This is a genomic window from Vibrio ulleungensis (assembly GCF_016900875.1).
GTDB lineage: Bacteria > Pseudomonadota > Gammaproteobacteria > Enterobacterales > Vibrionaceae > Vibrio > Vibrio ulleungensis.
In genome coordinates, this window is sequence record NZ_JAFEUM010000006.1 from 13,212 (window position 1) to 37,775 (window position 24,564).

At 45.9% G+C, this 24,564-nt stretch carries 24 protein-coding genes and 1 pseudogene; 18 read left to right on the forward strand and 7 right to left on the reverse strand.

The window, feature by feature from the left end; genetic code table 11:
- Positions 1-104: 104 nt before the first annotated feature.
- Positions 105-2,615, forward strand: coding sequence for a bifunctional diguanylate cyclase/phosphodiesterase (locus JQC93_RS14290; RefSeq protein WP_205159102.1), 2,511 nt, complete (start codon positions 105-107; stop codon positions 2,613-2,615).
- On the opposite strand, the gene JQC93_RS14295 is transcribed toward JQC93_RS14290, so the two are convergent.
- From JQC93_RS14295 to JQC93_RS14310, 4 genes are all read right to left on the reverse strand, one after another.
- Entirely contained in the window at positions 2,616-3,245 is a 630-nt protein-coding gene (locus tag JQC93_RS14295) for a tRNA-uridine aminocarboxypropyltransferase (RefSeq protein WP_205159103.1), read from the reverse strand. It abuts the gene before it with no gap.
- A complete protein-coding gene (locus JQC93_RS14300) occupies positions 3,245-4,285 on the reverse strand; it encodes a COG3650 family protein (protein ID WP_205159104.1) in 1,041 nt (346 codons plus the stop codon). The genes JQC93_RS14295 and JQC93_RS14300 overlap by 1 nt, the downstream gene beginning before the upstream one ends.
- Before the next feature lie 34 nt (positions 4,286-4,319).
- Complete coding sequence (locus tag JQC93_RS14305) at positions 4,320-5,147, reverse strand: Cof-type HAD-IIB family hydrolase (protein ID WP_084884399.1); 828 nt, start codon at positions 5,145-5,147, stop codon at positions 4,320-4,322.
- A gap of 91 nt (positions 5,148-5,238) precedes the next feature.
- Positions 5,239-6,225 carry an alpha/beta fold hydrolase gene (locus JQC93_RS14310; RefSeq protein WP_205159105.1) on the reverse strand — a complete coding sequence of 329 codons (987 nt, stop codon included), beginning with the start codon at positions 6,223-6,225 and terminating at the stop codon, positions 5,239-5,241.
- A gap of 75 nt (positions 6,226-6,300) precedes the next feature.
- On the opposite strand from JQC93_RS14310, the gene rhtB reads away from it, so the two are divergent.
- The 6 genes from rhtB (at position 6,301) to JQC93_RS14340 (ending at position 11,266) form a co-directional block, all read left to right on the forward strand.
- Positions 6,301-6,918, forward strand: coding sequence for a homoserine/homoserine lactone efflux protein (gene rhtB / locus JQC93_RS14315; RefSeq protein ID WP_205159106.1), 618 nt, complete (start codon positions 6,301-6,303; stop codon positions 6,916-6,918).
- A 135-nt stretch (positions 6,919-7,053) separates the two neighbouring features.
- Entirely contained in the window at positions 7,054-7,389 is a 336-nt protein-coding gene (locus tag JQC93_RS14320) for a metalloregulator ArsR/SmtB family transcription factor (RefSeq protein ID WP_205159107.1), read from the forward strand.
- A 21-nt stretch (positions 7,390-7,410) separates the two neighbouring features.
- Positions 7,411-8,418 carry an ArsJ-associated glyceraldehyde-3-phosphate dehydrogenase gene (locus tag JQC93_RS14325; RefSeq protein ID WP_205159108.1) on the forward strand — a complete coding sequence of 336 codons (1,008 nt, stop codon included), beginning with the start codon at positions 7,411-7,413 and terminating at the stop codon, positions 8,416-8,418.
- A gap of 8 nt (positions 8,419-8,426) precedes the next feature.
- Positions 8,427-8,924, forward strand: a complete 498-nt coding sequence (locus tag JQC93_RS14330) for a cyclin-dependent kinase inhibitor 3 family protein (protein WP_205159109.1) — start codon at positions 8,427-8,429, stop codon at positions 8,922-8,924.
- Positions 8,925-8,953: 29 nt separating this feature from the next.
- Positions 8,954-10,165 (forward strand): organoarsenical effux MFS transporter ArsJ, encoded by a 1,212-nt coding sequence (gene arsJ, locus JQC93_RS14335; RefSeq protein ID WP_205159110.1) that lies wholly within the window; start codon positions 8,954-8,956, stop codon positions 10,163-10,165.
- A gap of 87 nt (positions 10,166-10,252) precedes the next feature.
- Positions 10,253-11,266, forward strand: coding sequence for an acyltransferase (locus tag JQC93_RS14340; RefSeq protein ID WP_205159111.1), 1,014 nt, complete (start codon positions 10,253-10,255; stop codon positions 11,264-11,266).
- Positions 11,267-11,291: 25 nt separating this feature from the next.
- Here JQC93_RS14340 and JQC93_RS14345 read toward each other — a convergent pair whose 3' ends face one another.
- Entirely contained in the window at positions 11,292-11,624 is a 333-nt protein-coding gene (locus JQC93_RS14345) for a DUF2500 domain-containing protein (RefSeq protein ID WP_205159112.1), read from the reverse strand.
- A gap of 190 nt (positions 11,625-11,814) precedes the next feature.
- Here JQC93_RS14345 and JQC93_RS14350 point away from each other — a divergent pair, with 190 nt between their 5' ends.
- The 11 genes and pseudogenes from JQC93_RS14350 to JQC93_RS14405 all read left to right on the forward strand — a co-directional run bounded on the left by JQC93_RS14350 (position 11,815) and on the right by JQC93_RS14405 (position 22,112).
- Entirely contained in the window at positions 11,815-12,177 is a 363-nt protein-coding gene (locus JQC93_RS14350; RefSeq protein ID WP_205159113.1) for a DUF4145 domain-containing protein, read from the forward strand.
- Positions 12,178-13,001: 824 nt separating this feature from the next.
- Positions 13,002-13,634, forward strand: a complete 633-nt coding sequence (locus JQC93_RS14355; RefSeq protein ID WP_205159114.1) for a lysoplasmalogenase family protein — start codon at positions 13,002-13,004, stop codon at positions 13,632-13,634.
- Between the two features lie 60 nt (positions 13,635-13,694).
- Positions 13,695-13,943, forward strand: coding sequence for a YecH family metal-binding protein (locus JQC93_RS14360; protein WP_236009575.1), 249 nt, complete (start codon positions 13,695-13,697; stop codon positions 13,941-13,943).
- Between the two features lie 40 nt (positions 13,944-13,983).
- Positions 13,984-14,568 (forward strand): YhgN family NAAT transporter, encoded by a 585-nt coding sequence (locus JQC93_RS14365; protein ID WP_084884379.1) that lies wholly within the window; start codon positions 13,984-13,986, stop codon positions 14,566-14,568.
- Between the two features lie 447 nt (positions 14,569-15,015).
- Positions 15,016-16,746, forward strand: a complete 1,731-nt coding sequence (locus tag JQC93_RS14370) for a dipeptide ABC transporter ATP-binding protein (RefSeq protein WP_205159115.1) — start codon at positions 15,016-15,018, stop codon at positions 16,744-16,746.
- 87 nt (positions 16,747-16,833) lie between these two features.
- Positions 16,834-18,387 carry an ABC transporter substrate-binding protein gene (locus tag JQC93_RS14375; RefSeq protein ID WP_205159116.1) on the forward strand — a complete coding sequence of 518 codons (1,554 nt, stop codon included), beginning with the start codon at positions 16,834-16,836 and terminating at the stop codon, positions 18,385-18,387.
- 192 nt (positions 18,388-18,579) lie between these two features.
- Positions 18,580-19,557, forward strand: coding sequence for an ABC transporter permease (locus tag JQC93_RS14380; RefSeq protein WP_205159117.1), 978 nt, complete (start codon positions 18,580-18,582; stop codon positions 19,555-19,557).
- 2 nt (positions 19,558-19,559) lie between these two features.
- The gene (locus JQC93_RS14385) at positions 19,560-20,498 is read left to right on the forward strand and encodes an ABC transporter permease (protein WP_205159118.1); all 939 of its coding nucleotides are present in this window, start codon (positions 19,560-19,562) and stop codon (positions 20,496-20,498) included.
- Between the two features lie 146 nt (positions 20,499-20,644).
- Entirely contained in the window at positions 20,645-20,926 is a 282-nt protein-coding gene (locus JQC93_RS14390; protein WP_205159119.1) for a hypothetical protein, read from the forward strand.
- Positions 20,927-20,941: 15 nt separating this feature from the next.
- Positions 20,942-21,607 (forward strand): annotated as a pseudogene (locus JQC93_RS20335) (lipid A-modifier LpxR family protein); the annotation flags it as partial.
- An 85-nt stretch (positions 21,608-21,692) separates the two neighbouring features.
- Positions 21,693-22,112: a hypothetical protein gene (locus JQC93_RS14405; protein ID WP_205159121.1), complete on the forward strand. Its 420-nt coding sequence runs from the start codon at positions 21,693-21,695 to the stop codon at positions 22,110-22,112.
- Positions 22,113-22,167: 55 nt separating this feature from the next.
- Here JQC93_RS14405 and gorA read toward each other — a convergent pair whose 3' ends face one another.
- Both gorA and JQC93_RS14415 read right to left on the reverse strand, forming a co-directional pair.
- A complete protein-coding gene (gene gorA / locus JQC93_RS14410) occupies positions 22,168-23,523 on the reverse strand; it encodes a glutathione-disulfide reductase (protein WP_205159122.1) in 1,356 nt (451 codons plus the stop codon).
- A 181-nt stretch (positions 23,524-23,704) separates the two neighbouring features.
- On the reverse strand, positions 23,705-24,544 hold the full coding sequence (locus JQC93_RS14415) for a 23S rRNA (adenine(2030)-N(6))-methyltransferase RlmJ (protein WP_205159123.1): 840 nt from the start codon (positions 24,542-24,544) through the stop codon (positions 23,705-23,707).
- Positions 24,545-24,564: the final 20 nt, after the last annotated feature.

A 24,564-nucleotide genomic window follows, 5' to 3' on the forward strand; every position in this document is an offset into this window, starting at 1 on the left:
TTGGCCTAGGAAATCGTTTGCGCAAGGCGAATCTGGTAAGCTTTTCTTGGAACAAAACGGATAATCAGGCATAGTTATAGTATATCATACCGATAAGAGTCACCATGCATAGTCGATCACTAATATTTCACAGTATTCATGAGCTTAATGAGCATTTAGAGCAGACTGTGATCCACAGAGATGCAGATTATCTTGTTCAGCTTTTTGCCGCATGTAACGCTGATCAAGCCAAAGAGTACTCATCTGCGCTAAAAAGCGCGATCCCGAACGCCGTCGTCGTTGGTGCAAGCGCTCAGTTTACTATTGCGCAAGGCCGCACGCTTGAGAAACAGTGTGTCGTGCACATCACTCAGTTTGATACAAGCGAACTCTTCGCTTATCACGCACCGATAACGGACGATATTGTCGATACCTGCAGTGATATCGCACCGATGTATCGTCGACATAAAGATCGAAAAGCGCTTATTGGTTTTGCCGACAGTATCAATGCAAATGACTACCCGTTGTTTTCTCAACTCACCCGCTATGAGCCAATGCTACCGATCTCTGGGGGTGTCTCACATGAAGTGGATGGAGAAAGCTGGGTATTGCTCAATCAAACCACTTATCAGCGCCACTTAGTCACCGTGTTGCTATGTGGTGAGCAGCTCAATGTTGAGCGTCAATGCTTCACTGAATGGCACCCGATAGGCCGAGAGTTTGAAGTTACAGAAGCAGAATTTGGGCGAGTCTATTCACTTGATGGACAACCCCCTCTTCATTTTTACAAAAAATACCTCAATCAAGGCCACCCTGTAGCCTATGAGGTCGCTCGTGATTTCCCGCTCCTTAAAAATACTCAGTCTGGTCAAGATACCTTCATCCCAACGTCAATATCGGCCGATGGCAGTATGGATTTTATCGGTGAGTTGAAACAGGGGGATCGAGTTCGATTTTGTTACAACCACCCAAGCTTGACTCTAAACCAAGTTAACGGCGCAGTTAAACAACTCAAGCGATTTTCTCCGCAAGCTCTATTTGTTTATAACTGCCTGTCCCGTCTAGACTTTATGGAAGGGGACGAAGAGCTGGAAGTGTTTGACGACATTGAGGGGGTTAAGGCGCAGGGCTTTTTCTGCATGGGCGAGTTTTTTTATACTGCGGGTCAGCACAGCATTATGCATCACTCTATGACGCTACTCGCATTGAGTGAGAGAGAGACGCCGTTAACCTCTCAGTCTCTGATCAGTGAACAAGCGCAAGAGAAAAAGGACAATCTTCCACCGCTCTTTTCTTTGATTAAAAATGCATTGGATGATGTCGATACCATGCAGCAGCAGATGGAACAGCGATTAAAAGCACAATCTGATTCGCTACTGACCAGTTATCGGATTGACCCAAGAACAGAGCTGCCCAACCGCACGGTTCTAAAGCAGCGCTTAGAGCAATTTACCAATAACGACCACCTTATATCGGTCAAAGTGACGAACTTCCCGCAGGTGAACGAAAAGTATGGCTATGAGATTGGCGACTTACTGCTAAAAGAATTGACCGCGCACATTAAACAAACCATCGCCCAGCACATTCCTAACGGAGAGGTGAGTCTATACAGTCTTGGGATCGCAGAGTGGGCGCTGGTGTTTAACTCTCAAATGAGCCAAGAAAAAATTAAAGAATATTTTATCGGCTTGGCGGATTACACAGAAAAACTCAACTTCGAACCTGTTGGCCTACCCGAAATGGATTACTTGTCGGTGTCAGTACGAGGAGGGTTGGTTTCACGAGATAATTTCCCCGTAGACTCGCCGGATGAACTGTTGTTGAAGTCGATAGAGTCGAGACGGTTTGCCACCAAGAATCACCAATTTATTGTCAGTGCGAATGAGCTGCGCAGTGAAGAGCGCCAACGCCAAGAAGAATTTGGTTGGCTCAACAGCGTGAGCCGTGCCGTACAACGGAAAAATGTCGTTTCCTATGCGCAAGGTGTGGTGAGCGTCGAAACCAATCAACCGGCGTTTTACGAATGTTTAGTGCGTATAGAGGAAGAAGGCAAAATCATTATGCCTGGGCAATTTCTGCCAGTTATTGAAGGGACGCACCTGTATGCTCGACTGAGTCATCAAATGATCAAAGAGACTTTTCGACATATGCGTAATCGCACCGAGTCATTCTCGATAAACTTGTCGCCGCAAGACATGCTCAGTAACCGCACTATGTATTTACTGGAGCAAGAAGTTGTGCAGCTCAAAGACCCATCACGTTTTGGTGTGGAAGTGCTGGAAACCGAACAGATCAAAGACTACAACCGAATGCGTGAGATTTGCGATCATTTTCGCGCCATGGGCGTAAGAATTGTGGTGGATGATTTTGGCTCGGGGTATTCCAATATCGATGAAATCATCAAACTGGAGCCGCATATCATTAAGGTCGACGGCAGCTTGGTTCGCAATATCGATCGCGATCCCAAACAGCGTGCTATTACAGAGCAACTGGTGAACCTATGTCAGGTATTCAATGCTAAGACGGTTGCCGAGTTTGTCCATAATAAACAAGTTGCCGACATTGCAACCGATATGGGGTTTGACTTCCTGCAAGGCTTTTATTTCTTTGAGCCAAAACCTACGGAACTGATTTAACTAAGATTTTAGAGCGTGCCCACTTCGATCCGCTTGATAGGCAGCAAAATAGTGCTTCATCGAGTGAGACAGGGTGTGGGCTTGTTCTGTCTGGTTATGCAGTTTTAGAAGTTCAATGCCTATTTCACAGGTGCAGACGCTATTGGGCTTTTGATTACGTCGCAACGTAAACTCGCTGCTGTGTTCCAAATCTAAGTGAAAGGTTGGTAGAGCCTGCAACCATGGACTTTGACGCCACATTTTACCGGCCTCCTGCCATGTGGCATCTAATACAATATACAGTGCATCCGACTGAGTAAGGCTTGGTGAGCTTACCGGTTGGCTGTTCGGTGTAGGAAACAATAATACAGGATTAACGTGGTTGTTTATGATCTCTAGCAGAGCTTCAGGTGGCGTACGTCGATCCCAAGTAAACGATGCACACCGTGTCAGGCGCCATTGCAGCAATTTTGCACTGTTGGTGGCACGAGCCAACTCATTGGGGTGCTGGATCAACAGCAAGTCAAAATGATTGTCCAGTGGCGTCATCATTTCGCATACACACTGATGACGCATCCCACATTTTGGACAGCTCATGACAATCCCTGAAATGTCGCCGTTGCGATCGTTAACATCAACATTTGAGCCCATTACTCGGGCTTCTTAAACAGCACAATACCACCTTGTTGCAGTGGATACGTGGTCCCATTGACGGTTTCTTGTTGCGCAGAGAGTTGATCACCATTGCGAGTAAACACGCGTTGTGCAACCAGTCGCTGTCCTTGGTGTGAGGTACTTACTACCTCCACTTGGTTCGCGGTTTTTGCTTGCCAGTACCCAAGCTCTCGCGTGCTGGCGCTGCCATCTGAGTAATCATACTGCGTGATTGCGCTATGGTCAGGGTACAGCGAAACGTTGATAGAAAAACCGAGGCTCTCTGTACTTTGCGCCGCATATTCACCGTACCATTGCGTGTCTAACGGTTGGTTACTAGGAATGACGCACCCTTCTAACGTCTCATCGGAGATTTTGGCTTGGGCTTGCCAGCCATAAAGAGAATCACTCATACCATCGCGGCACCAGCCACGGGTCAGTGCTAACTCGCCCTTAGGTTGGTCAAAGCGAAACGTCGTTTTGTCCTGAGATGAGCGGACCTCTGAAACTGGAAAAGTTTGAGCCTCAGTGCCCATTCTTTGATAGGTGATGGCATCATTGTCCCACTTCATGATCCAGTTAGGCTCGTTACCAATGGCTCTGGCCGGTTGGAGAGATTGATTGCAGCGCTGTGGGTTTTCTGCCGACACTAGATTGGCGGCGGTGACTTTAAATTGAGCAGGAAAGTCGGTGCTAAGCACGGCTTGACCTACGGGCGCTAATACACCTTCTAGCTCCGCATACAGCGGCTGATAGGGCTCACGAGTCAGCAGCAACAGCTCTTTCGCAACCTCTGGTGCTAAAGAAACCCAGTACTGCTGATTAGAGCCACAAGGTTGGAAGCTTCGCATTTCGTGGCCGATTACCAACTGCCCTCGCAACATAACCGAGCTGTCAGCAGTAGACAGTGCGGCTTCGGCGACATTAGATTGAGTCGCGTTGGTTGAACTGCTAGAGGAAGACCCTGCAGTAGGTTGTGTGCTTTGAGAACACGCACTGAGAGCGGCGATGGCAATAACGGGAAAAAAGTAACGCATTGGCTTCCTACAGACTTTCATATTCAATATGGCGTTAGTTTAACAGGTGATCCGCCAAATAGTGAGCAACTGCGTCATCAGCGTGACTGCCAATCACTTCGTTTACAGGCAATGCTTGTTTTACTTTTGGGTGAGAGGTCTGCATCACTTTTCCGTGCTTCGCCATACTAAGCATCTCAACATCATTCATCCCGTCACCAAACGCAATACAGTTATCGAGTGAGTAGCCAAGTGACTGCGCAACGGCTTTTAACGCTTCACCTTTTGAAACTCCACTTGCCATCACTTCTAAGCATTGTGGCGTAGAAAATGCGACTTCAATACGTGCACCAAACCGTTGGTTTAATTGCGTTTCATAGTCGACTAAATGGTCATGATCATTGTGCGTAAAGAAGAGCTTAGCGATACCTTGGGTCGGTGCTGCCTGTTGCTCGAACACCTTGTAGGAGTACCCGGAGTCCTTATGAAACTGTTTGAAATAGTCAGTTTCTTGGTTGATCATCCACTGGTCATCTTTATAGATATGAACCACGGTATCGGCGTCGTTCTCAAATAGATCCACGATAGGTTGAATCAAATCTGCGTCTACATCTTTGCTGTACATCAGTGCGTCGTTGAGGTCATGCACGCGAGCGCCGTTTGAGGTGATCATGTGTGCAGGAATCCCTGCAGTTTCGCGGATAGACGCGACATCGACATGATGGCGTCCTGTAGCGAAAATAAAATGGAATCCTTGAGCGTGAAGCTGCTTCAATATCTGTTTGGTATACGCCGATAACTTATGATCCGGCGCCAGTAAGGTGCCATCGAGATCCGATGCAACAATACAGATATTTTCTAAATTGGGAGTAAGAGAAGTCATAACTAGGCCTTGAGTAGCAACATCAAAGACCTAGTTTACTCTAAAACACCTGACGCAAAGAGGGTAAAGCGTCATTTCCTCTTTTGTGTGTCTAGTCAGCGCTGTCAGTGTGGTTGTCAAACCACTGAAGTATTTCATTCATTGCCTGATTTCGCATTTTGTCGGCTTCTACTAGCAGTTCGTGGCGAGCCCCTTTAATGACGATCAATTTTGTGGAGGCAGGAGCGTGCTCCATAAACTGACCATGGGCTAGATTGTCGACGACCAAATCTTCTTCGCCTTGCATGATCAGCAGCGGTAGCGGAATCTTCGCTGCATTTTCAACACACAACTTGGCACCATCCATCGCTTGCCACACCCAGTGCGAGGTTGGTCCACCCATCTGGATCTGCTCGGTATTAAGGTGCAATTCATCGGCCCATGCATAACGCACTTTTGAGTGGCTTAAGGTGTTGTTTTCAAAAGGTTTAGGATCAAAACCAGATTGCCCTACTGCGTAGTGCGTTGTGGGGATGAGTTTTGCCATCCATTTCGACAGACCCCGAGCGATTGGCTTAAGTGCTGCAGGCAAATAGATACCAAACATTGGCGCGCTTAGTGCCGCTGCGTTGAATGCCGAGCAGTCGTGAGTTTGCAAAAAGCGCGTTGTGATTGCACCGCCCATTGAGTGTCCAAGCAAGAACCTTTGTTGATAGCCGCCAAGGTCGAAATGATCGATCATGCTGCTGAGATCTCTAACATAGTGGTCAAACTCTTCGACATGCCCCATTTGAGCATTGTGAGCGACTCTGTCTGAAAGGCCTTGACCACGATGATCAAATGAATAGACATCGTACCCTTGCTGAAACAGGTCAAAAAACAATTCTTGATACTTGAGTACGGTCTCAGTGCGTCCATTCACCATCACAATGGCTTTGCTGTGTTTTGGCGAAGTGAATTTTACCCAATACAATTTTTTGTTTTCGATGGCTGGTAAAAAACCCTGCTCGCGAGCGGCCCAGAAGTCGGCGATTGGGCCTTGCATTTGACTGACAAATTGCGCTTCTTGTGTGAAGTCCTGAGAATGATCCAGCGACATGGTAAGCAAATCCTTTTCGTTTTAACGGCAAGAGCATATCATTGTCACCATTAAAGAAACATGAAGGATATCAAGATGACACTTTCTGTATGGCTTGCGTATGTGGCAACAGCGATCGTTTTTAGTCTTGCACCGGGCTCTGGTACGGTCAACTCCATCTCTAATGGCATTAACTTTGGTGCTCGCCGCTCGCTAGCTGCCGTCGCGGGACTTCAAGTTGGATTAGTGTGTCATATTGCATTGGTTGGCGCCGGTATAGGGGCGTTGGTGGCCCAGTCCGCCACCGCGTTTTCGGTCATTAAGTGGGTCGGAGTCGTCTATTTGGTGTGGCTTGGCATCCAGAAATGGCGAGAAACCAGTGGCATGTCAGTCACCGACAGCCACGAACAGTTAAGCTCAATAACTCTTTTTCGTCAGGCCGTGCTCGTTAACTTGACCAACCCTAAGTCGATTGTTTTCTTAGTTGCGTTATTTCCTCAATTTATTAATCCCAGCCAACCGCAGTTTGTTCAGCTACTCATATTGGGTGTAACCACGGTAGTGATTGATGGTGCCGTTATGATTGGATACACGACGCTTGCCTCGCAATTGCGTCGTGCCGTTCAGTCGCCACGTTGGATGCGCTCACTCAATCGAGTGTTCGGGAGCATGTTTATTGGTTGTGGGGCCTTACTTTCTTTGGCGAAAAGCTAAATTCTTCTGTCTGTTTGCTTACAGGGGCACCCTCTGCCCCTTTATGAACTCTTTGTGACAATCCTCTAATTTCTATTGACAAACACCCCTAAATATCCGATATATACGCATATCCATATATGGGGGGGTATTTCTGTGTTACCACATCAACTGTTTAAACTTCTGTCAGACGAAACACGGCTACGCTGTTTGCTTTTAATTGCGCAGCATAAAGCGCTGTGTGTTTGCGAGCTGACAGCTGCGCTCGGAGAAAGCCAGCCTAAGATATCGAGGCACTTGGCACAGCTGCGTCAATCTGGCGTCGTCACGGATGAGCGACGTGGGCAGTGGGTGTATTACCACTTGTCTCCACACCTACAACCTTGGCAGGCAAAGGTGATAGAACAATTACATGAAGCAGATGATCTACTGGCGAATTATCAAGATGATCATCAGCGCTTAAGCAATATGGCCGATCGGCCTTGTCCCTAATATTTTAAAAGAGATCCGATTATGACGATTAAAGTAGGAATTAACGGTTTTGGCCGTATTGGTCGCCTCGCAATGCGCGCGGCATTTGATTGGCCTAATGTAGAATTTGTCCTTATTAACGATGTTGCGGGAGACACCAAAACTCTTGCACACCTGTTGGAGTTTGATTCTGTGCAAGGCACTTGGTCTCACCCAGTACAAGCTGATGGCGAGTATATGGTTGTGGCTGGCCAAAAAATTAAAACTACTCAGCAGCGTGATATTGACGCAGTGGATTGGTCTGGATGTGATGTGGTGCTAGAAGCTACAGGTGTGCATCGCAAAACAGAATTTTTGCAAAAGTACCTCGATCAAGGCGTTAAGCGTGTCGTTGTTTCAGCGCCGGTTAAAGAGGCTGGAGTAGCAAACATTGTTGTCGGTATTAATGATGACATCTTTGACCCAGCTCAGCACCGTATCGTAACGGCAGCATCATGCACGACAAACTGTATTGCACCAGTAGTTAAAGTCATCAATGAAAAATTAGGCATTGAGCAGTCGTCATTTACCACTATCCATGATTTGACCAACACTCAGACAATCTTGGATGCGCCGCACAAAGATTTACGTCGTGCCCGCGCGTGTGGAATGAGCCTTATTCCTACCACAACAGGTTCGGCGACAGCTATCGTAGAAATCTTCCCTGAGCTTAAAGATAGAATTAACGGACACGCTGTTCGTGTGCCACTGGCTAATGCGTCACTCACAGACATTATTTTTGACGTTAAGCGCGATACAACGGCGGAAGAAGTGAATGCCTTGCTTGAAGAAGCCTCAAAAAACGAGCTGAAGGGTATTCTTGGCTTTGAAGGTCGTCCTTTAGTATCGATTGATTACCGTGGCGATCAGCGCTCTACCATCGTTGACGGACTATCTACGATGGTTGTTGGCAGCCGCATGGTCAAAATTTACGCTTGGTACGACAACGAGATGGGCTACGCCACTCGTACGGCCGAGTTGGTTCTTAAAGTTGGATTAGCGGATAAATAGGAGTTTTTATGACACACCCAACATGGCAACTGAACGTCGATGAAGGCGCACTTATTTTAACGCCTTGTCCAGGTACTAAAGAGCTGGATCTTGATGCGTCTCTGGCACAGCTTAAGCAAGATGGCGTGACTGTGGTTGCCACTGCATTGAGCCACGAAGAAATGAACAGCAAAGGCGTTGGCTCTTTAGGTGAACAAGTTAAAGCACTTGGCATGAGCTGGCTGCACCTACCGATTGAAGATGACTGCGCACCGGGCGACAGTTTTTCTCAGCAATGGGCAGACGCTTCACCAGTGATTCAACAAGCGCTGAACAACGGTGAAAAGGTGGCGATGCATTGCATGGGCGGTTCAGGCCGTACTGGGCTACTTGCTGCTAATGCTTTACTCGAGCGCGATTGGCCATTGGCTAAAATCAAAACCGATGTTCAAGCATTGCGTCCAGGCGCATTCACCAAGCCAGTTCAAATCGACTACGTCGATGCTCTGGCAAAAGCCGTAAAGTAGTAATCAATAGCACAGTGGGGCTGTAAGTAATGAGTTTGGCGAGTTTAGATCGTAATATCCGTCAGTATATGTTGGTGACGTTCAACTATTGGAATTTCACAATCACCGATGGTGCCCTGCGAATGCTGGTGGTGCTTTACTTTCATGACTTAGGTTATGGCACATTAGCGATTGCCTCACTGTTTCTGTTTTACGAATTCTTTGGTGTAGTGACCAACTTGGTAGGCGGATGGTTAGGAGCACGGCTGGGGCTTAACCGGACGATGAACCTCGGACTGGCGATGCAAATTGGTGCTCTGCTCATGTTGGCAGTGCCTAATGCTTGGTTGACGATCCCATGGGTTATGGCGGCTCAAGCCTTCTCCGGCATTGCCAAAGATCTCAATAAAATGAGTGCCAAGAGTGCCATCAAATCCTTGGTGCCCAATGAGCAACAAGGGGCACTTTACAAGTGGGTTGCTATCTTAACCGGCTCTAAGAACGCACTGAAAGGCGCAGGCTTCTTTATTGGTGGTTTGCTTCTGAGCGTAGTCGGGTTCCAGTATTCTATGATGCTAATGGCCTCAGTGCTTGCCTTGGTGTTTGTAGGTAGCATCATTTGGTTAGAGAACGATTTAGGCAAAGCCAAAAGTAAACCTAAGTTCAAGCAACTGTTTTCTAAGTCTGACAGTATCAATGTTCTCTCACTTGCTCGCATGTTTTTGTTTGGTGCGCGTGACGTCTGGTTTGTGGTGGCTCTTCCTGTTTACCTTGGTACGGTATTCGGTTGGGAGCACTTATGGGTGGGAGGGTTCCTCGCCACATGGGTCATAGCTTATGGTTTCGTGCAGGGCTTTGCGCCTAGAATTACCGGCAGTTCTCTTGGCAAAGTGCCAGACGGTGCTGCAGCGATGGGTTGGGTTGCCGCGTTAGCATTGGTTACGGGCTTGATCGCTTATTCTGTACAAATCCAATGGCACCCTCAATGGGTTATTGTGATTGGCCTACTCATATTTGGCGCTATTTTTGCGGTTAACTCGTCAATTCATTCTTACTTAATTGTGAGTTACGCCAAAGGCGATGGTGTCTCTATGGACGTTGGGTTTTATTACATGGCCAATGCTATGGGACGCTTAATTGGTACCGTTCTCTCTGGTTACCTGTTCCAGGTTGGTGGACTAAGTTTGTGTCTTTGGGTTTCGTTTGGATTCTTGGTAACAACAACTCTCGTCTCGATAAAGTTGCCACGACACGCTCACTAACCCCTGTGCATGGTTGTGTAAGGCAATATAGGCTCTTCCAGAAATATATGGTAGTTTTTAGGTACTCTCCTATTTGCGACTAGCCTTATGAAACAACGTGTGCTCTTTTTTGATCTCGCCCGCTGCGTGGCAGCGGTTGCGGTGATCGCAATCCATGTATTGGCTCCCTATCGTCGTCAGCTTGGCGACATTCCATTTAATGAATGGTTTTTTGCCATTAGCGTCAACTCTGTAAGTCGCTGGGCCGTCCCTGTGTTTATTCTTATTACCGGCGCTTTGATGTTGTCGGATACACGGCCTTTTGACCTCAAATATTATGTGTCTAGACGATTAGGTAAAGTACTGATCCCGTTTGTAATTTGGTCGCTGTTTTACGCATACCTATCTGGTTGGAGTATTAATGGCTTCGATGCGGGTCATGCAATGGAAGTGGCAAGCAATGGACTCACTCATTCCACCTATTACCATTTGGGCTTTTTTTACTACTTCATTCCGCTCTATTTTGTGATCCCATTTTTCCAATGGTTTGTAAGGCGCTTTGACGATGCCGCACTATATGCAATCACGGGGATCTGGTTACTCACAACGTTATTGTATTTACTGCGATTTGATGGTCCTTGGAGCAACCAGATGTGGCTCTATTCCGGTTTGTTGCCTTTGGGGTATATTTTGTATCAAAAGGTCCCTTTAACTCGAATGAACACCATATTGCTATTCGGAGCAGGAATGCTTTCGTTTGCAGTGACAATTTATATGGTCACTACGATGAGCCTAGAAGCCGACAAGTACAGCTTTGGTCGATGGTTATCGTATAAGACGTTAAATACGATCGTGGCTGCGAGTATGGTATTCATGGTATGTCGATATTTTGGAGAAGGTCTCAGCCAAGGTGCGAACAAACTCGTAGGATTCATCAGTAAACACAGCTTAGGGATCTATATTTTGCACCCTATATTTTTATGGCCAATGAAAGAGATGGGTTGGTATCAGGGGCATCCAGCGTGGGTGATCCCGTTGTGGATAGTGATCAGTGGGGCACTATCGCTTTCTTGCAGTTGGTTACTGTCTCAATCCTCTAAAACGCGTTGGCTGCTACCTTAACGCATAGGGTTTAAACTTTGTTTCGTTACTGCTTTTGGCGGGAAAAGTGAATGAACTTGCCACCTTGGTAGGTGAGTTCACCTTTGTCGCCAGGTGATAGTGCGTGATAATAGTGAACGCCAACTTGAAACTCCCGCTTTGGTCCAAAGCGTCCTTTTTGCACATAGATCCAATATTCTTTGTCTTCTTCGCCGGGAGCTGCATCGTCAATATCAACGCTCTGTTTATCGATGACGACGACCATTGCGCTCTGTTCTGGTGCCTGCTGTCCAAGTATGTGTTTTTGATAGAATCGACTGAACACCCACAGCCCCAAAACAATGAGTAGTGCTATGGCAACAAGAAAGTATAGAGGCACGACGCTGCTCCTCGCTGGTGGTGAGTGTTGCCAGTGTAATTGGGGCGAGAATGAGAGAAAAGAGTCGATGTGAGCTTTTTGCGGAACTTCTGGCGACTTCACATTCTAATAGGTTAAAATCAATACAGTTTTATTTTACTGCCGCAAAAGCGTGGTATTCTAAAATGCCTATGACAACAAAGGAGTGCTTATGTCAGACATTGAACTTGTAGTGAGTCGATCTCGCCGACTAGAAGCGCTGCTTAAATCGCAGTTTCATGCGGAAGGTAAAGGCTTACATCAGTTGATTAATAGCGTTGAAGAACGCTTACCGCACGATATCATCAAAAAACTACGTTATATCGCTACGATTCGCAATAAAGTGGTTCATGAAGAACACTATACATTGGACGATCCAGAGGCGTTTAAACAGGCTGCTCGTGAGTGTGAGAAAGAGCTGACACCAAACAGCGGAAGAATCATATGGGGAGTGGCCATCGCGTTGGTTATCCTACTGACCGGCGCCGCGCTAGTCTTTTACTATAATAACTGGCACGCCATCAAACTTGACTGATGCACATAATTGACTCATTACGAAAAAGGGGTATGCCATGGCATACCCCTTTTTCGTAATAGGCAGTAGATGTTCGCTAAGTCGATTAGACCAGTGCTGGAATACTCATGAAACCAATGGTCAGAACGATCATTACCAATCCTTTAACTTGTGATTGTGTCATATATCCTTCTGTAGAATTTTTGTGCGCTGTATAAAAAATACCTAATACGGTTTAACTTTGCAAGTTTTTATTTGATTTTATTAATAATTACTCATAAGTGAAGTTTAATAATTAGAAGCAAACGTTTGCTTTTGTGTTGTTTTTGTTTTGATTGCTATTTAACTTGTTGATATTTAATTGTTTAAACATTCTTATTTTTATTTTTGGGGTTGTGAGTCTATTGGGTGCCTTATGTAACTGAATGGGCTCTACTTGTGGTTGGTTTTTCTTGTTATTGATACTAACTCGCAACTGAAGGTGTGAAGTTTCTAGATTCGGCCTATTTGTGTAGGGAAAGTAAGGTTAGTCGATAGAATTGATCATTAGCCTTCAAAACACGGTGTTGGATGGGTGATGTATTTTAACTGCATGTTTTTTAATGTTTAAATTTGATTTTTAATTTGGGTTTGACACGTTTTAAATGAGCTGTGCGTTCCAATCCTATTAGTTAGTCAATGCTTATAGGTAGATTATGGACACTCTGAGAAGTAGCCGAAGTTTTTGATGGTTATACCGGTGGCCTTAAAAAAAATGAGATATTGATCAATCCTAAGTACAAAAGCGGTGAATGCTTTATCGAGCTTCACTACACTAGGCGACCTACAAGCATGAGAACGTCACAGTGATTTGGATTTTTTATCTTCTATTCGCGCTAGCTCAAATCGTTAGTAATAATCGCAATAGCGCAATTGGTGGGTTCGGCCTGTTGGTCATGACCCCATCACTGATTGCTACTGCGCTATTGGTTTCCCCTGAAGCGTTCTCCGCGTCTACACCACTGTTCTGGGTCATAACTGCCTTGTTGTTTGGCTACTGCGGAGAGTGGGTGCTGAAACTCAATGATTCAGCCGTACCTTCTATGTTTATCCTGCACACCATCGCTTACATCTGTTATAGCAAAGCTATTTGGATGCAACTCGATACCATGGTCAGTTGGTGGCTGCCTATTGTGGTTATCGCGGTTGCGGTCATAGTGATTCTGCTATTACTACCAATATTGGATAAAGTTCTACTGCCCGTAATTGTAATGGGGATTATGATGCTGCAGCTATTGTCTGTATCTGCTCAAGTTTGGCTATCTGAACCTAGTTTGCAGCATGTGTTCGCCATGAGCAGTAGCGTGCTATTCATCCTAGCGGGTCTGTTTTTCGCGATTTCAAAAAATCCTCATGTCGCGCATAAGCGTGGGTATTCACGTTTAACCATGACATGCTATAGCTGTGCGCAATTGGGCATGGTGGTTTCAGTCGTTTAGAGTCATTTTCAATCGTTAGTGGCAGTGGTACACTTCGCGCACATTAAGTACGAGGTTCCTATGACACAGACTACATTGTCCAATCTACATGGGCATACGATATTGAAAAAACTGACAGAAACTCCGATGACGCTGAGTGAACTCAAATCTTGGCTCGATGGCGAGCATGGCTCTTCCTATCAATTTCATACGTGTAGTCAAGATGGATTGTCGTTTGATGCAATCATTGCTTTTTTCCAATCACGCGAAAAAATTGTTGAAGTAGACGGTAAGTGGCAAACCCAAGCGCATCGAGTGTGCAACCACTAATTTAAACAACAATTTACGACGCCGAATCAGGGAGAGAAGAATGGACATATTGTCAGCTGCAACCATGATGTTTTTGATCATGGATCCACTGGGCAATTTGCCTATCGTCCTATCCATTCTAAAACACCTCGATCCCAAAAGACGTCGTAAAGTGTTAGTTCGAGAGTTGCTATTTGCTCTTGCAATACTCATGTTGTTCTTGTTCGCTGGGCAATCAATCCTTAAGTTTTTAAACGTACAACCAGAAACATTGAGTATCTCTGGCGGTGTAATCCTTTTTGTCATTGCCATTCGAATGATCTTTCCTCAACCGGGAGGTGTGGTATCTCTTGCGGCGGGTGAGGAACCATTTTTCGTCCCCATGGCGATACCTATGATTGCTGGGCCTTCAGTGATCGCTTCAATCCTATTGCTTTCCAATCAATACCCAAACCAAATGCTAGAGCTATCTTTATCGGTGTTTCTTGCTTGGTTTGCGACCTTTATTATTCTGATGTTCTATAACTTTTTCCATAAGTTGCTGGGTGAACGTGGCTTAAAAGCCATCGAGAGGTTGATGGGGCTACTACTCATTATGATCTCTACGCAAATGTTGCTTGACGGCGTAAAAAGCTATTTAGGCTAAAGTTAGAATAAACCATGTAGAATTTAACCCTGTATCTTTGGGTGTTTTCCGGTACTTAATGTTGAGTATTGGCGGTATGACCAGTCATATGGAGCTGTGTTTTTATGAAAGTTAGGGTTTGTTTCTAAAGTGTTACTAGTTTTAACTGAATGGTTATGCGCATCGTATTTGCGTCTAAAAACGGTCAATTAGCTTTGTAACTAGAACCTCGATCACAGGGTGAACGTTTGCTTTTTTGCTCATCAGAATAAAAATTCATGAAAACCTGCGAATTAAGCATCAATCGTGCCTAAAATCTGTACAAATTCAACTTTCTAGCGATTAAATGTTGCTTTTTTGTGAGTTATTTGCCAGATTGTTCTGCCATAGATAAGAATCAGAAACTATTCTGACGCAATTATTAGTTACAGACAGAGCAGGAAGCTGCCGGCAGTAGAGGTCTGGTGCATGTCACTATTAGAAGTAAAAAACCTTCGGATTGAATACCCGTCGCGTCATGGCGTTCTCGCCGCAGTAAAGTCGTTAAGTTTCAACATCGAGCGAGGGGAGATCGTTGGTGTTGTGGGTGAATCTGGTGCGGGTAAATCGACAGTAGGTAATGCTGTGATTGATTTGCTTAGCCCTCCAGGACGCATTGCCAGTGGCGATGTGTTTCTAGACGGTGAAAAAATATCGGGGCTCACCCCCGAGCAGATGCGCAGTGTGCGTGGGTCAAAAATAGGGTTCATTTTCCAAGACCCTATGACGTCGCTTAATCCATTGTTTACTGTCGAGCATCAGTTAACTGAAACCATTCATGCCAATATGACTGTCTCGCAAGAAGAGGCCTATCAACGCGCGCTCTCATTAATGAAGCAAGTCGGCATTCCACAGCCTGAAAATCGCTTGAAACAGTATCCTCATCAGTTTTCTGGCGGCATGCGTCAGCGTGTGGTTATCGCGATTGCGCTAGCTGGCGAACCCGACCTGATTATTGCCGATGAACCGACTACGGCACTGGACGTATCCATTCAGGATCAAATACTGACACTGATCCGTGATCTATGTATTCAAAATAATGTTGGTTGCATGCTCGTCACCCATGATATGGGTGTGGTGTCTAATGTGACTGATAAAGTCGCGGTAATGTACCGTGGAGACTTGGTAGAGTTTGGTCCAACAGCGAAAGTACTTGGCGATCCAGACCACTCGTATACACGCAGTTTGATTTCTGCGGTACCACGCTCGGATGCAAAGTTAGAACGTTTTCCATTGGTGAGTTACATTGAAGAAGCAACAGAAATGCAGCCTCTCGATGTGAAAAACCACTGGTTAGGGCAAAGCCAAGATGATCGTGAGTACACTGGGCCACTGCTTAACGTAGAAAATGTAAGTCTCCGCTTTGTCACCAAAGATTCACTGTTTGAAAGCCGCCGTGAATATGTGCAAGCGTCTAATAACGTGAGCTTTGAAGTGCACGAAGGTGAGACCTTTGGATTGGTGGGTGAGTCTGGTTCAGGGAAATCGACCATCGCTCGTGTTATCGCAGGATTGTATGAGCCCAATGAAGGCAAAGTCACCTTTGAAGGCATTGACTTGACCGCGCTTAAATCTGAAAAAGAGCGTCGTCCGTTGCGTCGTCAGATGCAGATGGTTTTCCAAAACCCGTATACGTCAATGAACCCTCGAATGAAGATCTTTGACATCATTGCAGAGCCAATTCGATTCCATAAGCTCACTCGTAATGAAGCCGAAACCCGTGAAATCGTTAATGACCTGCTTGATCATGTGGGTCTAGGCCGTATGGCTGCGGTGAAATATCCGCACGAATTCTCTGGTGGCCAAAGACAACGTATTTCCATTGCTCGCGCATTAGCGACTCGTCCACGTCTTTTGATTTGTGATGAGCCAACGTCTGCATTGGATGTATCCGTTCAAGCGCAAATTCTTAATTTGTTGAAGGATTTGCAAGATGAATTAAACCTAACCATGTTGTTCATCAGCCACGATTTACCGGTTATTCGACAGATGTGTGACCGAATTGGGGTGATGAAAATGGGGACCTTGCTTGAAGTTGCGCCAACAGAAGCGCTGTTTGAGTCTCCACAACATGAATACAGTCAGCAACTTATTTCGTTAATGCCTGAATTTAAAGGGCTACGTAACGAAGACCCAATTACTGAATCTGCTGCCGTTTAGCAGGTTCGGTGAGCGCGTTAGCGCACTAAAAATAACAGAAGCAAACACAACTAACAGGGAAGACATTCCCGCATAAGGAGTTATGCAATGAAAACCATTAAGAGCAAAATTGCTATTGCACTGGCTACTGCCGGTTTAGCATTTAACGTTGCAGCAGCAGAAATTAAAGTTGCTTATGATGCGGATCCGGTATCATTGGACATTCAAGAGCAGCTTTCAGGCGGCATCATGCAGCTTGCTCACATGACCTTTGATCCTCTTGTACGCTTTAATCAAAACATGGAGTTTGAACCGCGTTTGGCAGAGTCATGGGAACGTGTTGATGACACAACCATGCACTTTACCCTACGTAAAGGCGTGAAGTTCCATTCAGGCAATGATTTTACTGCTGACGATGTAGTTTGGACGTTCGACCGTCTTAAAAAGTCTGCTGACTTTAAAGGCATTTTTGCACCACTAGTATCTTTAACTAAAGTGGACGACTACACAGTTGAAATTAAAACTGACGGCGTTTACCCACTGGTAGAAAACGTAGCAACATACATTTTCCCAATGGATAGCAAGTTCTATACGGGAACTGACGCTAATGGTGCAGACAAAGGCGAAATCGTGAAGCACGGTAACTCTTTTGCGTCAACAAACCTATCGGGTACGGGTCCATTTAAAGTGGCTTCTCGTGAGCAAGGTGTTGAAGTAGTCTTTGAGCGTTTTGACAGCTACTGGGATACAGCAAGCGAAGGCAACGTTGATAAACTGACTCTTGTTGCCATCAAAGAAGACGCAACGCGTGTTGCAGCGCTACTGTCTGGTGGTGTTGACATGATCGCTCCAGTGGGTCCAAACGACTACCAACGCATTGAAAGTGCTGGTGATGTTGATCTGTTCACTATGCCTGGTACTCGTATCATCACGTTCCAAATGAACCAAAACAGCAACCCTGCACTTAAAGATGTACGTGTTCGTCAAGCGATCACATACGCCATCAATAACCAAGGTATTGCTGACCGAGTGATGAAAGGTGCTGCAACAGCTGCCGCTCAACAGAGCCCAGTTGGCTACGCAGGTTACAACGATGCACTTAAGCCTCGCTTTGATCTAAATAAAGCTAAGATGCTGATGAAAGAAGCAGGTTACGAAAACGGCTTTACGCTAACTATGATGGCGCCAAACAACCGTTACGTAAACGATGACAAGATTGCACAAGCTTCTGCAGCAATGCTGTCTAAAATCGGTATCAAAGTTGACCTTAAAACTATGCCTAAAGCACAGTACTGGCCAGAATTCGATAAGTGTGCTGCAGACATGATGATGATTGGCTGGCACCCAGATACTGAAGATTCAGCTAACTTCACTGAGTTCCTAGCGATGACTCGTGACGCAGACACTGGTAAAGGTCAATACAACTGTGGTCACTACTCTAATGCGGAAGTTGATGAGCTAGTGGATATGTCTAACAAAGAAACTGACCTTGCTAAGCGTAGTGAAATGCTGAAGAAAGTTGAGCAAATCTTGTTTGATGAAGCAGCGTTCGTTCCTCTACACTGGCAGGATCCTTCTTGGGCAGCGAAGAGTAGCGTTGATATTCAACCAATCATCAACGGCATGAACTTCCCATACTTTGGCGACCTAGTTGTTAAGTAATGGATTGGCTGAGTAAGCCAAAATATAGGTAAGTAAGGGGGGACTCGGTTCCCCCTTCATTTACCAAGCAAGTAATAAAAAGTTTAAAAAGACACTACGTCGTTTTTTGGTGCTTAGCCTTTTTCAGTCGGGTTAGGTGCCATTTTTAAGACTGAAATCTATTCTCAGATTGAAACACAAAGGGGCAAAGGAATGTTTTCGTTTCTAGTCAAACGCGTTTATCAAGCGCTGATAGTGATGTTTGTAATCAGCTTGGTGGCCTTTTCCATTCAAGATAATTTAGGCGATCCACTACGTGAGCTAGTTGGTCAGTCTGTATCTGAAGCTGAGCGACAGGCGTTGCGTGATGAACTGGGGCTCAATGACCCTTTTATAACTAAGTACGCCCGCTTTCTCTCGAACGCCGTACAAGGCGACCTCGGCACCAGTTATACGTTTAAGCGACCTGCGGTTGACGTTATTTTAGACAAACTGCCTGCAACCTTAGAGTTGGTTGTTGGGGCGAGTATTATCATTGTTACATTATCTATACCGCTGGGCGTATATGCCGCTATTCATCCCAAAAACTGGTTTACCAAGTTTGTAATGGCGATGAGCTCGGTGGGGATCTCCATTCCTGTATTCTTAACCGCAATTATGTTGATGTACGTTTTCTCTATAGAGCTAGGGTGGTTTCCGTCCTATGGCCGAGGGCAGACTTCAGACATATTAGGATGGGATTCTGGATTCTTTACGGTAGACGGACTGATGCATTTGGTGCTACCAAGTATCGCGCTAGCCTCTATCATGCTGCCTCTTTTTATTCGTTTAGTACGCTCCGAAATGCTCGAAGTACTAGGGTCTGAGTACATAAAGTTTGGTAAAGCGAAAGGCCTAGAGCTGAATAAAATTTACTATCAGCACGCACTAAAAAACACCATGCTACCAGTACTAACCGTGGGTGGTGTACAAATAGGAACAATGGTTGCCTACACCATCCTGACAGAAACCGTGTTTCAGTGGCCAGGTATGGGCTTTCTGTTCCTCGACGCGATCAACCGCGTTGATACCCCGCTAATTACGGCCTATGTCATCTTTGTCGGGTTAATTTTTGTCGTCACTAATACCATCGTTGATATTCTGTATGGTGTCATTAACCCAACCGTTGATCTCACAGGAAAAGGAGCCTGATCATGGAACAATTAGCACAGGCCCCTAGCCGTTGGCAGCGCATTAAAAATTCAGACATCGTTTACTATTTCTTGCGTGACAAAGTTGCGATGTTTAGCGCGGCAATTTTTGCCTGCTTCTTAGTATTAGCACTGTTTGCACCAATCTTGTCACCCACTGATCCGTACGATTTAAGCAGTATCGATATCATGGATTCGGAATTGCCACCCTCTTGGATGGAATACGGTGAAGAGCGTTTCTGGTTGGGCACCGACGAGCAAGGTCGTGATATTTTCTCGACCATTTTGTACGGCTCTCGATTGTCATTGACCATCGGCTTTTTAGCGGTAGGTCTACAGTTAATACTTGGCATCATCATTGGTTTGTCCGCTGGGTATTTTGGTGGCCGCATCGATAGCTTCTTGATGCGCTTTGCGGATATTCAGTTATCGTTCTCGACAATGATGGTTGCCATCATTGTATCAGCCATCTTTAAAGCAAGTTTTGGCAGTGAGTTTTACAGCCAATATGCGGTGATCATGTTGGTGGTGATCATCGGTATCGCAGAATGGCCTCAGTACGCTCGAACAGTGCGTGCTTCGGTACTGGCAGAGAAGAAGAAAGAGTATGTGGAAGCCGCCCGTGTAATGGGCTTTAAAGCACCTCGCATCATGTTCCGCCATATCTTGCCGAACTGTTTGTCGCCAATTTTGGTTATCTCTACTGTGCAAATCGCCAATGCGATCATGTCTGAAGCAGCGCTGTCGTTTCTAGGTTTAGGGTTACCGGTAGAGCAGCCTTCATTAGGCGCCTTAATCAGCACTGGCTTTAAGTATATTTTCTCAGGCGCTTGGTGGATCACTGTGTTCCCTGGTGTGGTTCTGATTTTACTGGTGCTCGTGATCAACTTGCTTGGTGATTGGCTAAGGGATGTATTTAACCCTAAGATTTATAAAGGGTAAGTAACCCCAATCAAAGTATTGAAACCGGAAGCATATATGTTTCCGGTTTTTTTTGTGTGTATCAAAATATATTCATCGATTTGGCTGATGTGGTATGCGAATTGTATAGGTAGAGCGAATATTACAAAAAAGAGTAAGGAACTCGGATGTACAGAGCACTGCTCCGCCTTACAGTATTTTGGCTCGCAAGTGGCACAGCGCAAGCCAATGTAGGACAGTTTTACTTCGAATTTGCCAACGAAGATAAAGGGTCGATGACCAATACCTCGGAAAACTTATATGGCCCAGACGTTTCAGATGGTGGAATGACCGCATCTAGCTACCTTTCATACAGTTACCCATTAAGCAGTTATGACTATGTGACCTTTTTTATGGATCAGGCCGCTTATACTCCGAGCCGAGAAAATAAGCATGAAGAGACCGTCTAGGAGGGGGATCGGCCGTTCTCTAGCTACTTTGCTTTAGGCGTGAATTATCGCTTTCGCTACGGTCCATACGTCAATCAAATCGGCGCTCGTATGGTTGGAGCTGGTAAATATGGCTTTGGTTCAAGTATTTTGAATGGACTGCAGAATCTGGCAGGCAAAGACACTTATGACGGATGGCAAGATGAGGTGGACGACAAAGTAGGGGGAGTACTTGAGTATCGACTGGTCGGCCGAAGTTTAGGGTTTTGCCAAATGATCTGCGCTGAGGTTAATCCACACACATCCATCGCCTTGGGTAATATGCTGAATCAGGCAGGCGTGGGTGCGACAGCCAGGATCGGCAACCGGTTGCCGGAAGACTTCGGTCCGGCAGATTTTAGTTTGTTTAGTAAGGGTATGCATTACATACCATTCAAGGGTTTAACCTAGGAAGCCTACGCGGGCATTGAGGGTCGATATGTCGCTGAAAACTACTTTCTAGAGGGCGATACCAAGATTACAGGGGAGTCTATCGTGGATATGGAACGTTTACAGACGGATATCCAAACGGGTGTCTCTTTCGGTTATATTTCTTACCAGTACAGTGCGTTGATGAGTTTGGTCCTTATTCATCGTTCCCCAGAGTTCGATGGTCAACAGTCTCAACAGCTATTGCGCTTTGGATTGGGATTGCAGTACTAAACTCTCACTTTTGTCACGGCTACGTTCCTCAACACAGTGTACTATTTTATGCTTAATGGATGCGTGTACTAAGAGGAAGCCGTTGATGAGAACAAAGTGGATGCTGACATTCATAGTAAGCTTATCGATGTTTGCCCCAATGAGCTTTGCCCAGCAGGATGAAATTAATGAGTGCTTGGTTGAGCCCAGTATTGATCAAGTGACTCTAAAGTTGGACCCAGAGTGTCCTTTAGGTGATGGATTATGGGGCGATGTTCCACCACGTCATGCTGATTCGATACTGTGGATCCAGTGTCGTTTCGATCAGTTTCCTATGTCATCTCAAGCCTATTCGTTTCTTTACGCGAATGTCTCAGAGACGATAGTTGAGCAGTATGACGGAAAAGGATATCGATGCTTAATTGGTCCGTATGCCGACCATCAACAAGCTTCGCTAGAGCAGCGCCATTTAAAAGCCCACCCTCACTTTAATACTGTGTTTTTGAGAGAAGTGAAACGCCTCTAGCAGAGTGAGTGATAAGACACCACTCACTCTGTAGTGTAGAGACGCCCTAGCGCGGCTAGCGCATAGTAACAAATTCCTCTGAACCTGTTGGGTGGATCGCGACGACCGAATCAAAGTCAGCTTTGGTTGCGCCCATCTTCATGGCAACACCAAATCCCTGGATCATTTCGTCAACGGTAAATCCAATCCCGTGCAGACCAACAACGGTTTCTTCGTCACCAGCACAGATGAGTTTCATCTTACAAGGTTGACGATGTTTAGTGACCGCGGTGTACATCGCGGTAAAGCCAGAGGTATAGACTTTAATGTTGTCTTTGCCGTATTTCTCTTCTGCTTGCTGCGTGGTTAAACCAATGGTGCCGATCGGTGGGTGACTGAACACGACAGTAGGAACAAGTTCGTAATCCATCTTAGCGTTGGTTTTACCGTTGAACAGGCGCTCAGACAGTTGACGTCCAGCTTTAACCGCTACAGGGGTCAGCTCGATCCCGCCTTCCATAATGTCGCCGACACAGTAAATGCCATCCACATTGGTGGTCTGGTACTCATCCACTTTGATGTAGCCACGCTCGTTAGTTTCTACACCGGTAGCTGCGAGGTTAATTGCGTCAGTTGCAGGATGGCGACCAATCGCCCAGATCAGCTGATCCACATTTTGCGTGTTGCCATTTTCTAGGTGAAGCGTCAGGCTGCCGTCGGCTTCCTTAACCACTTCTTTTGGTACGGAATGAGTGTGAAGCGTTGGACCTTCTGCTTCCATCACTTCGACCAGCGTATCGATGATCATTGGATCGAAGCTGCGCAGCGGGGATTCTTTACGGCAGAACAGATGCGTTTCAGTACCCAGTGCGTGCAATACACCGGCAATTTCCACAGCGATGTAACCCGCTCCAATTACTGCAACGCGTTTTGGTTGCTCTTGCAGCTCAAAGAAGCCATTTGAGTCAATGCCATATTCAGCGCCAGGAATGTTTGGAATGCTTGGGCGTCCACCTACAGCGATTAAAATATGATCGGCGGTGTAAAGCTCGCCATTTACCTCTACGGTGTTGGCATCGACAAATTTCGCAAAGCCACGGATCACATTGACTTTATTGTTGCCCAGAACACGGTCGTAAGATTCATGAATACGGCCAATATAGGCTTGGCGACTTTCAACCAACTTACCCCAATTGAAGCCTTTTAATTCTACATCAAAGCCATAGTCTTCCGAATACAGGTTGATCGCTTCAGCGACTTGAGCGCCATGCCACATGACCTTTTTCGGTACACAGCCAACGTTGACACAGGTGCCACCGAGATCTTGGGCTTCAATCAGCGCAACTTTCGCACCATACATCGCCGCACGGTTTGCAGAGGCAATGCCTCCTGAGCCGCCACCAATACAGATATAATCAAAATGTGTCGCCATGTCCTTTCTCCCAGTCAAGGCTATGTTTATCGAATGTAAAAGAATTAATTGGGGAGGCGGGGTAGGTTTTCAAGCCCCGCCTGCTTAACTTTGCCGTTAGCTATTAGTCTGTTCAGTTATAAGATAAAAGTGATGGTGTGTGCGATACCCTTTTGCGCGCAAACCCCACTTTTGATCATACTTATTCAGGAACCACCCACTCAACGTTAAAGTGACCGGTAGCCGGAGCTATCACCTCTTTAAGGTAAGGCAATATTTCTTGCATTTGGCCTTCCAGTTTCCATGGAGGGTTAATAACGATCATCCCCGATGCGGTCATACCACGCTCGTTTGTGTCAGGGGAAACGCCTAACTCAATCTGTAAGATTTTGCGAATACCGAGGCCTTTCAATCCCTCAAGCATATCGTCAATGTCGTAGCGATTCACCACTGGGTACCAAATGGCATAAATGCCAGTAGCCCAGCGCTTATGACTTTGTGCTATTGCAGTGACAACATCGCGATACTCTTTGGCCAGTTCGTAAGGTGGGTCAATCAACACCAGACCACGACGCTCTTTAGGGGGTAAGCTTGCTTTTAACCGAGAAAACCCATCTTCTTTATAGATGCTTACTTGTCTATCACGATGAAACTCTTGCTCTAGCAGTGGAAAGTCACTGGGGTGCAACTCGGTCAATGTCATGCGATCGCTGCGACGAAGCTGCGCTCTAGCGACACGTGGTGAGCCCGGGTAATAACGGAGTGAACCGTCTTCATTAAGAGCTTCAACGCTTGATAGGTAGCTGTTTAGCGCATCGGGTTTATTGGGCGCAAGCCAGACGCGTTCAATACCTTGTTTGTATTCCCCCGTTTTTTCAGACCATTCGTGGGTGAGGTCGTAGCGGCCAACTCCCGAATGAGTGTCATGATAAACAAAGGGTTTCTCTTTCAGTTTTAATGAATCCAAGATAAGGCTTTGAACAATGTGTTTTACTACGTCGGCGTGATTGCCAGCATGAAAACTGTGACGATAACTGAGCACAGGCGCTCCTAAAGCGTTAA

Coding starts and splice junctions, on each gene's coding strand:
- JQC93_RS14290 (WP_205159102.1), top strand. CDS start 105: ATGCATAGTCGATCACTAATATTTCACAGTATTCATGAGCTTAATGAG.
- JQC93_RS14295 (WP_205159103.1), bottom strand. CDS start 3,245: ATGGGCTCAAATGTTGATGTTAACGATCGCAACGGCGACATTTCAGGG.
- JQC93_RS14300 (WP_205159104.1), bottom strand. CDS start 4,285: ATGCGTTACTTTTTTCCCGTTATTGCCATCGCCGCTCTCAGTGCGTGT.
- JQC93_RS14305 (WP_084884399.1), bottom strand. CDS start 5,147: ATGACTTCTCTTACTCCCAATTTAGAAAATATCTGTATTGTTGCATCG.
- JQC93_RS14310 (WP_205159105.1), bottom strand. CDS start 6,225: ATGTCGCTGGATCATTCTCAGGACTTCACACAAGAAGCGCAATTTGTC.
- rhtB (WP_205159106.1), top strand. CDS start 6,301: ATGACACTTTCTGTATGGCTTGCGTATGTGGCAACAGCGATCGTTTTT.
- JQC93_RS14325 (WP_205159108.1), top strand. CDS start 7,411: ATGACGATTAAAGTAGGAATTAACGGTTTTGGCCGTATTGGTCGCCTC.
- JQC93_RS14330 (WP_205159109.1), top strand. CDS start 8,427: ATGACACACCCAACATGGCAACTGAACGTCGATGAAGGCGCACTTATT.
- arsJ (WP_205159110.1), top strand. CDS start 8,954: ATGAGTTTGGCGAGTTTAGATCGTAATATCCGTCAGTATATGTTGGTG.
- JQC93_RS14340 (WP_205159111.1), top strand. CDS start 10,253: ATGAAACAACGTGTGCTCTTTTTTGATCTCGCCCGCTGCGTGGCAGCG.
- JQC93_RS14350 (WP_205159113.1), top strand. CDS start 11,815: ATGTCAGACATTGAACTTGTAGTGAGTCGATCTCGCCGACTAGAAGCG.
- JQC93_RS14360 (WP_236009575.1), top strand. CDS start 13,695: ATGACACAGACTACATTGTCCAATCTACATGGGCATACGATATTGAAA.
- JQC93_RS14365 (WP_084884379.1), top strand. CDS start 13,984: ATGGACATATTGTCAGCTGCAACCATGATGTTTTTGATCATGGATCCA.
- JQC93_RS14370 (WP_205159115.1), top strand. CDS start 15,016: ATGTCACTATTAGAAGTAAAAAACCTTCGGATTGAATACCCGTCGCGT.
- JQC93_RS14375 (WP_205159116.1), top strand. CDS start 16,834: ATGAAAACCATTAAGAGCAAAATTGCTATTGCACTGGCTACTGCCGGT.
- JQC93_RS14380 (WP_205159117.1), top strand. CDS start 18,580: ATGTTTTCGTTTCTAGTCAAACGCGTTTATCAAGCGCTGATAGTGATG.
- JQC93_RS14385 (WP_205159118.1), top strand. CDS start 19,560: ATGGAACAATTAGCACAGGCCCCTAGCCGTTGGCAGCGCATTAAAAAT.
- JQC93_RS14390 (WP_205159119.1), top strand. CDS start 20,645: ATGTACAGAGCACTGCTCCGCCTTACAGTATTTTGGCTCGCAAGTGGC.
- JQC93_RS14405 (WP_205159121.1), top strand. CDS start 21,693: ATGAGAACAAAGTGGATGCTGACATTCATAGTAAGCTTATCGATGTTT.
- gorA (WP_205159122.1), bottom strand. CDS start 23,523: ATGGCGACACATTTTGATTATATCTGTATTGGTGGCGGCTCAGGAGGC.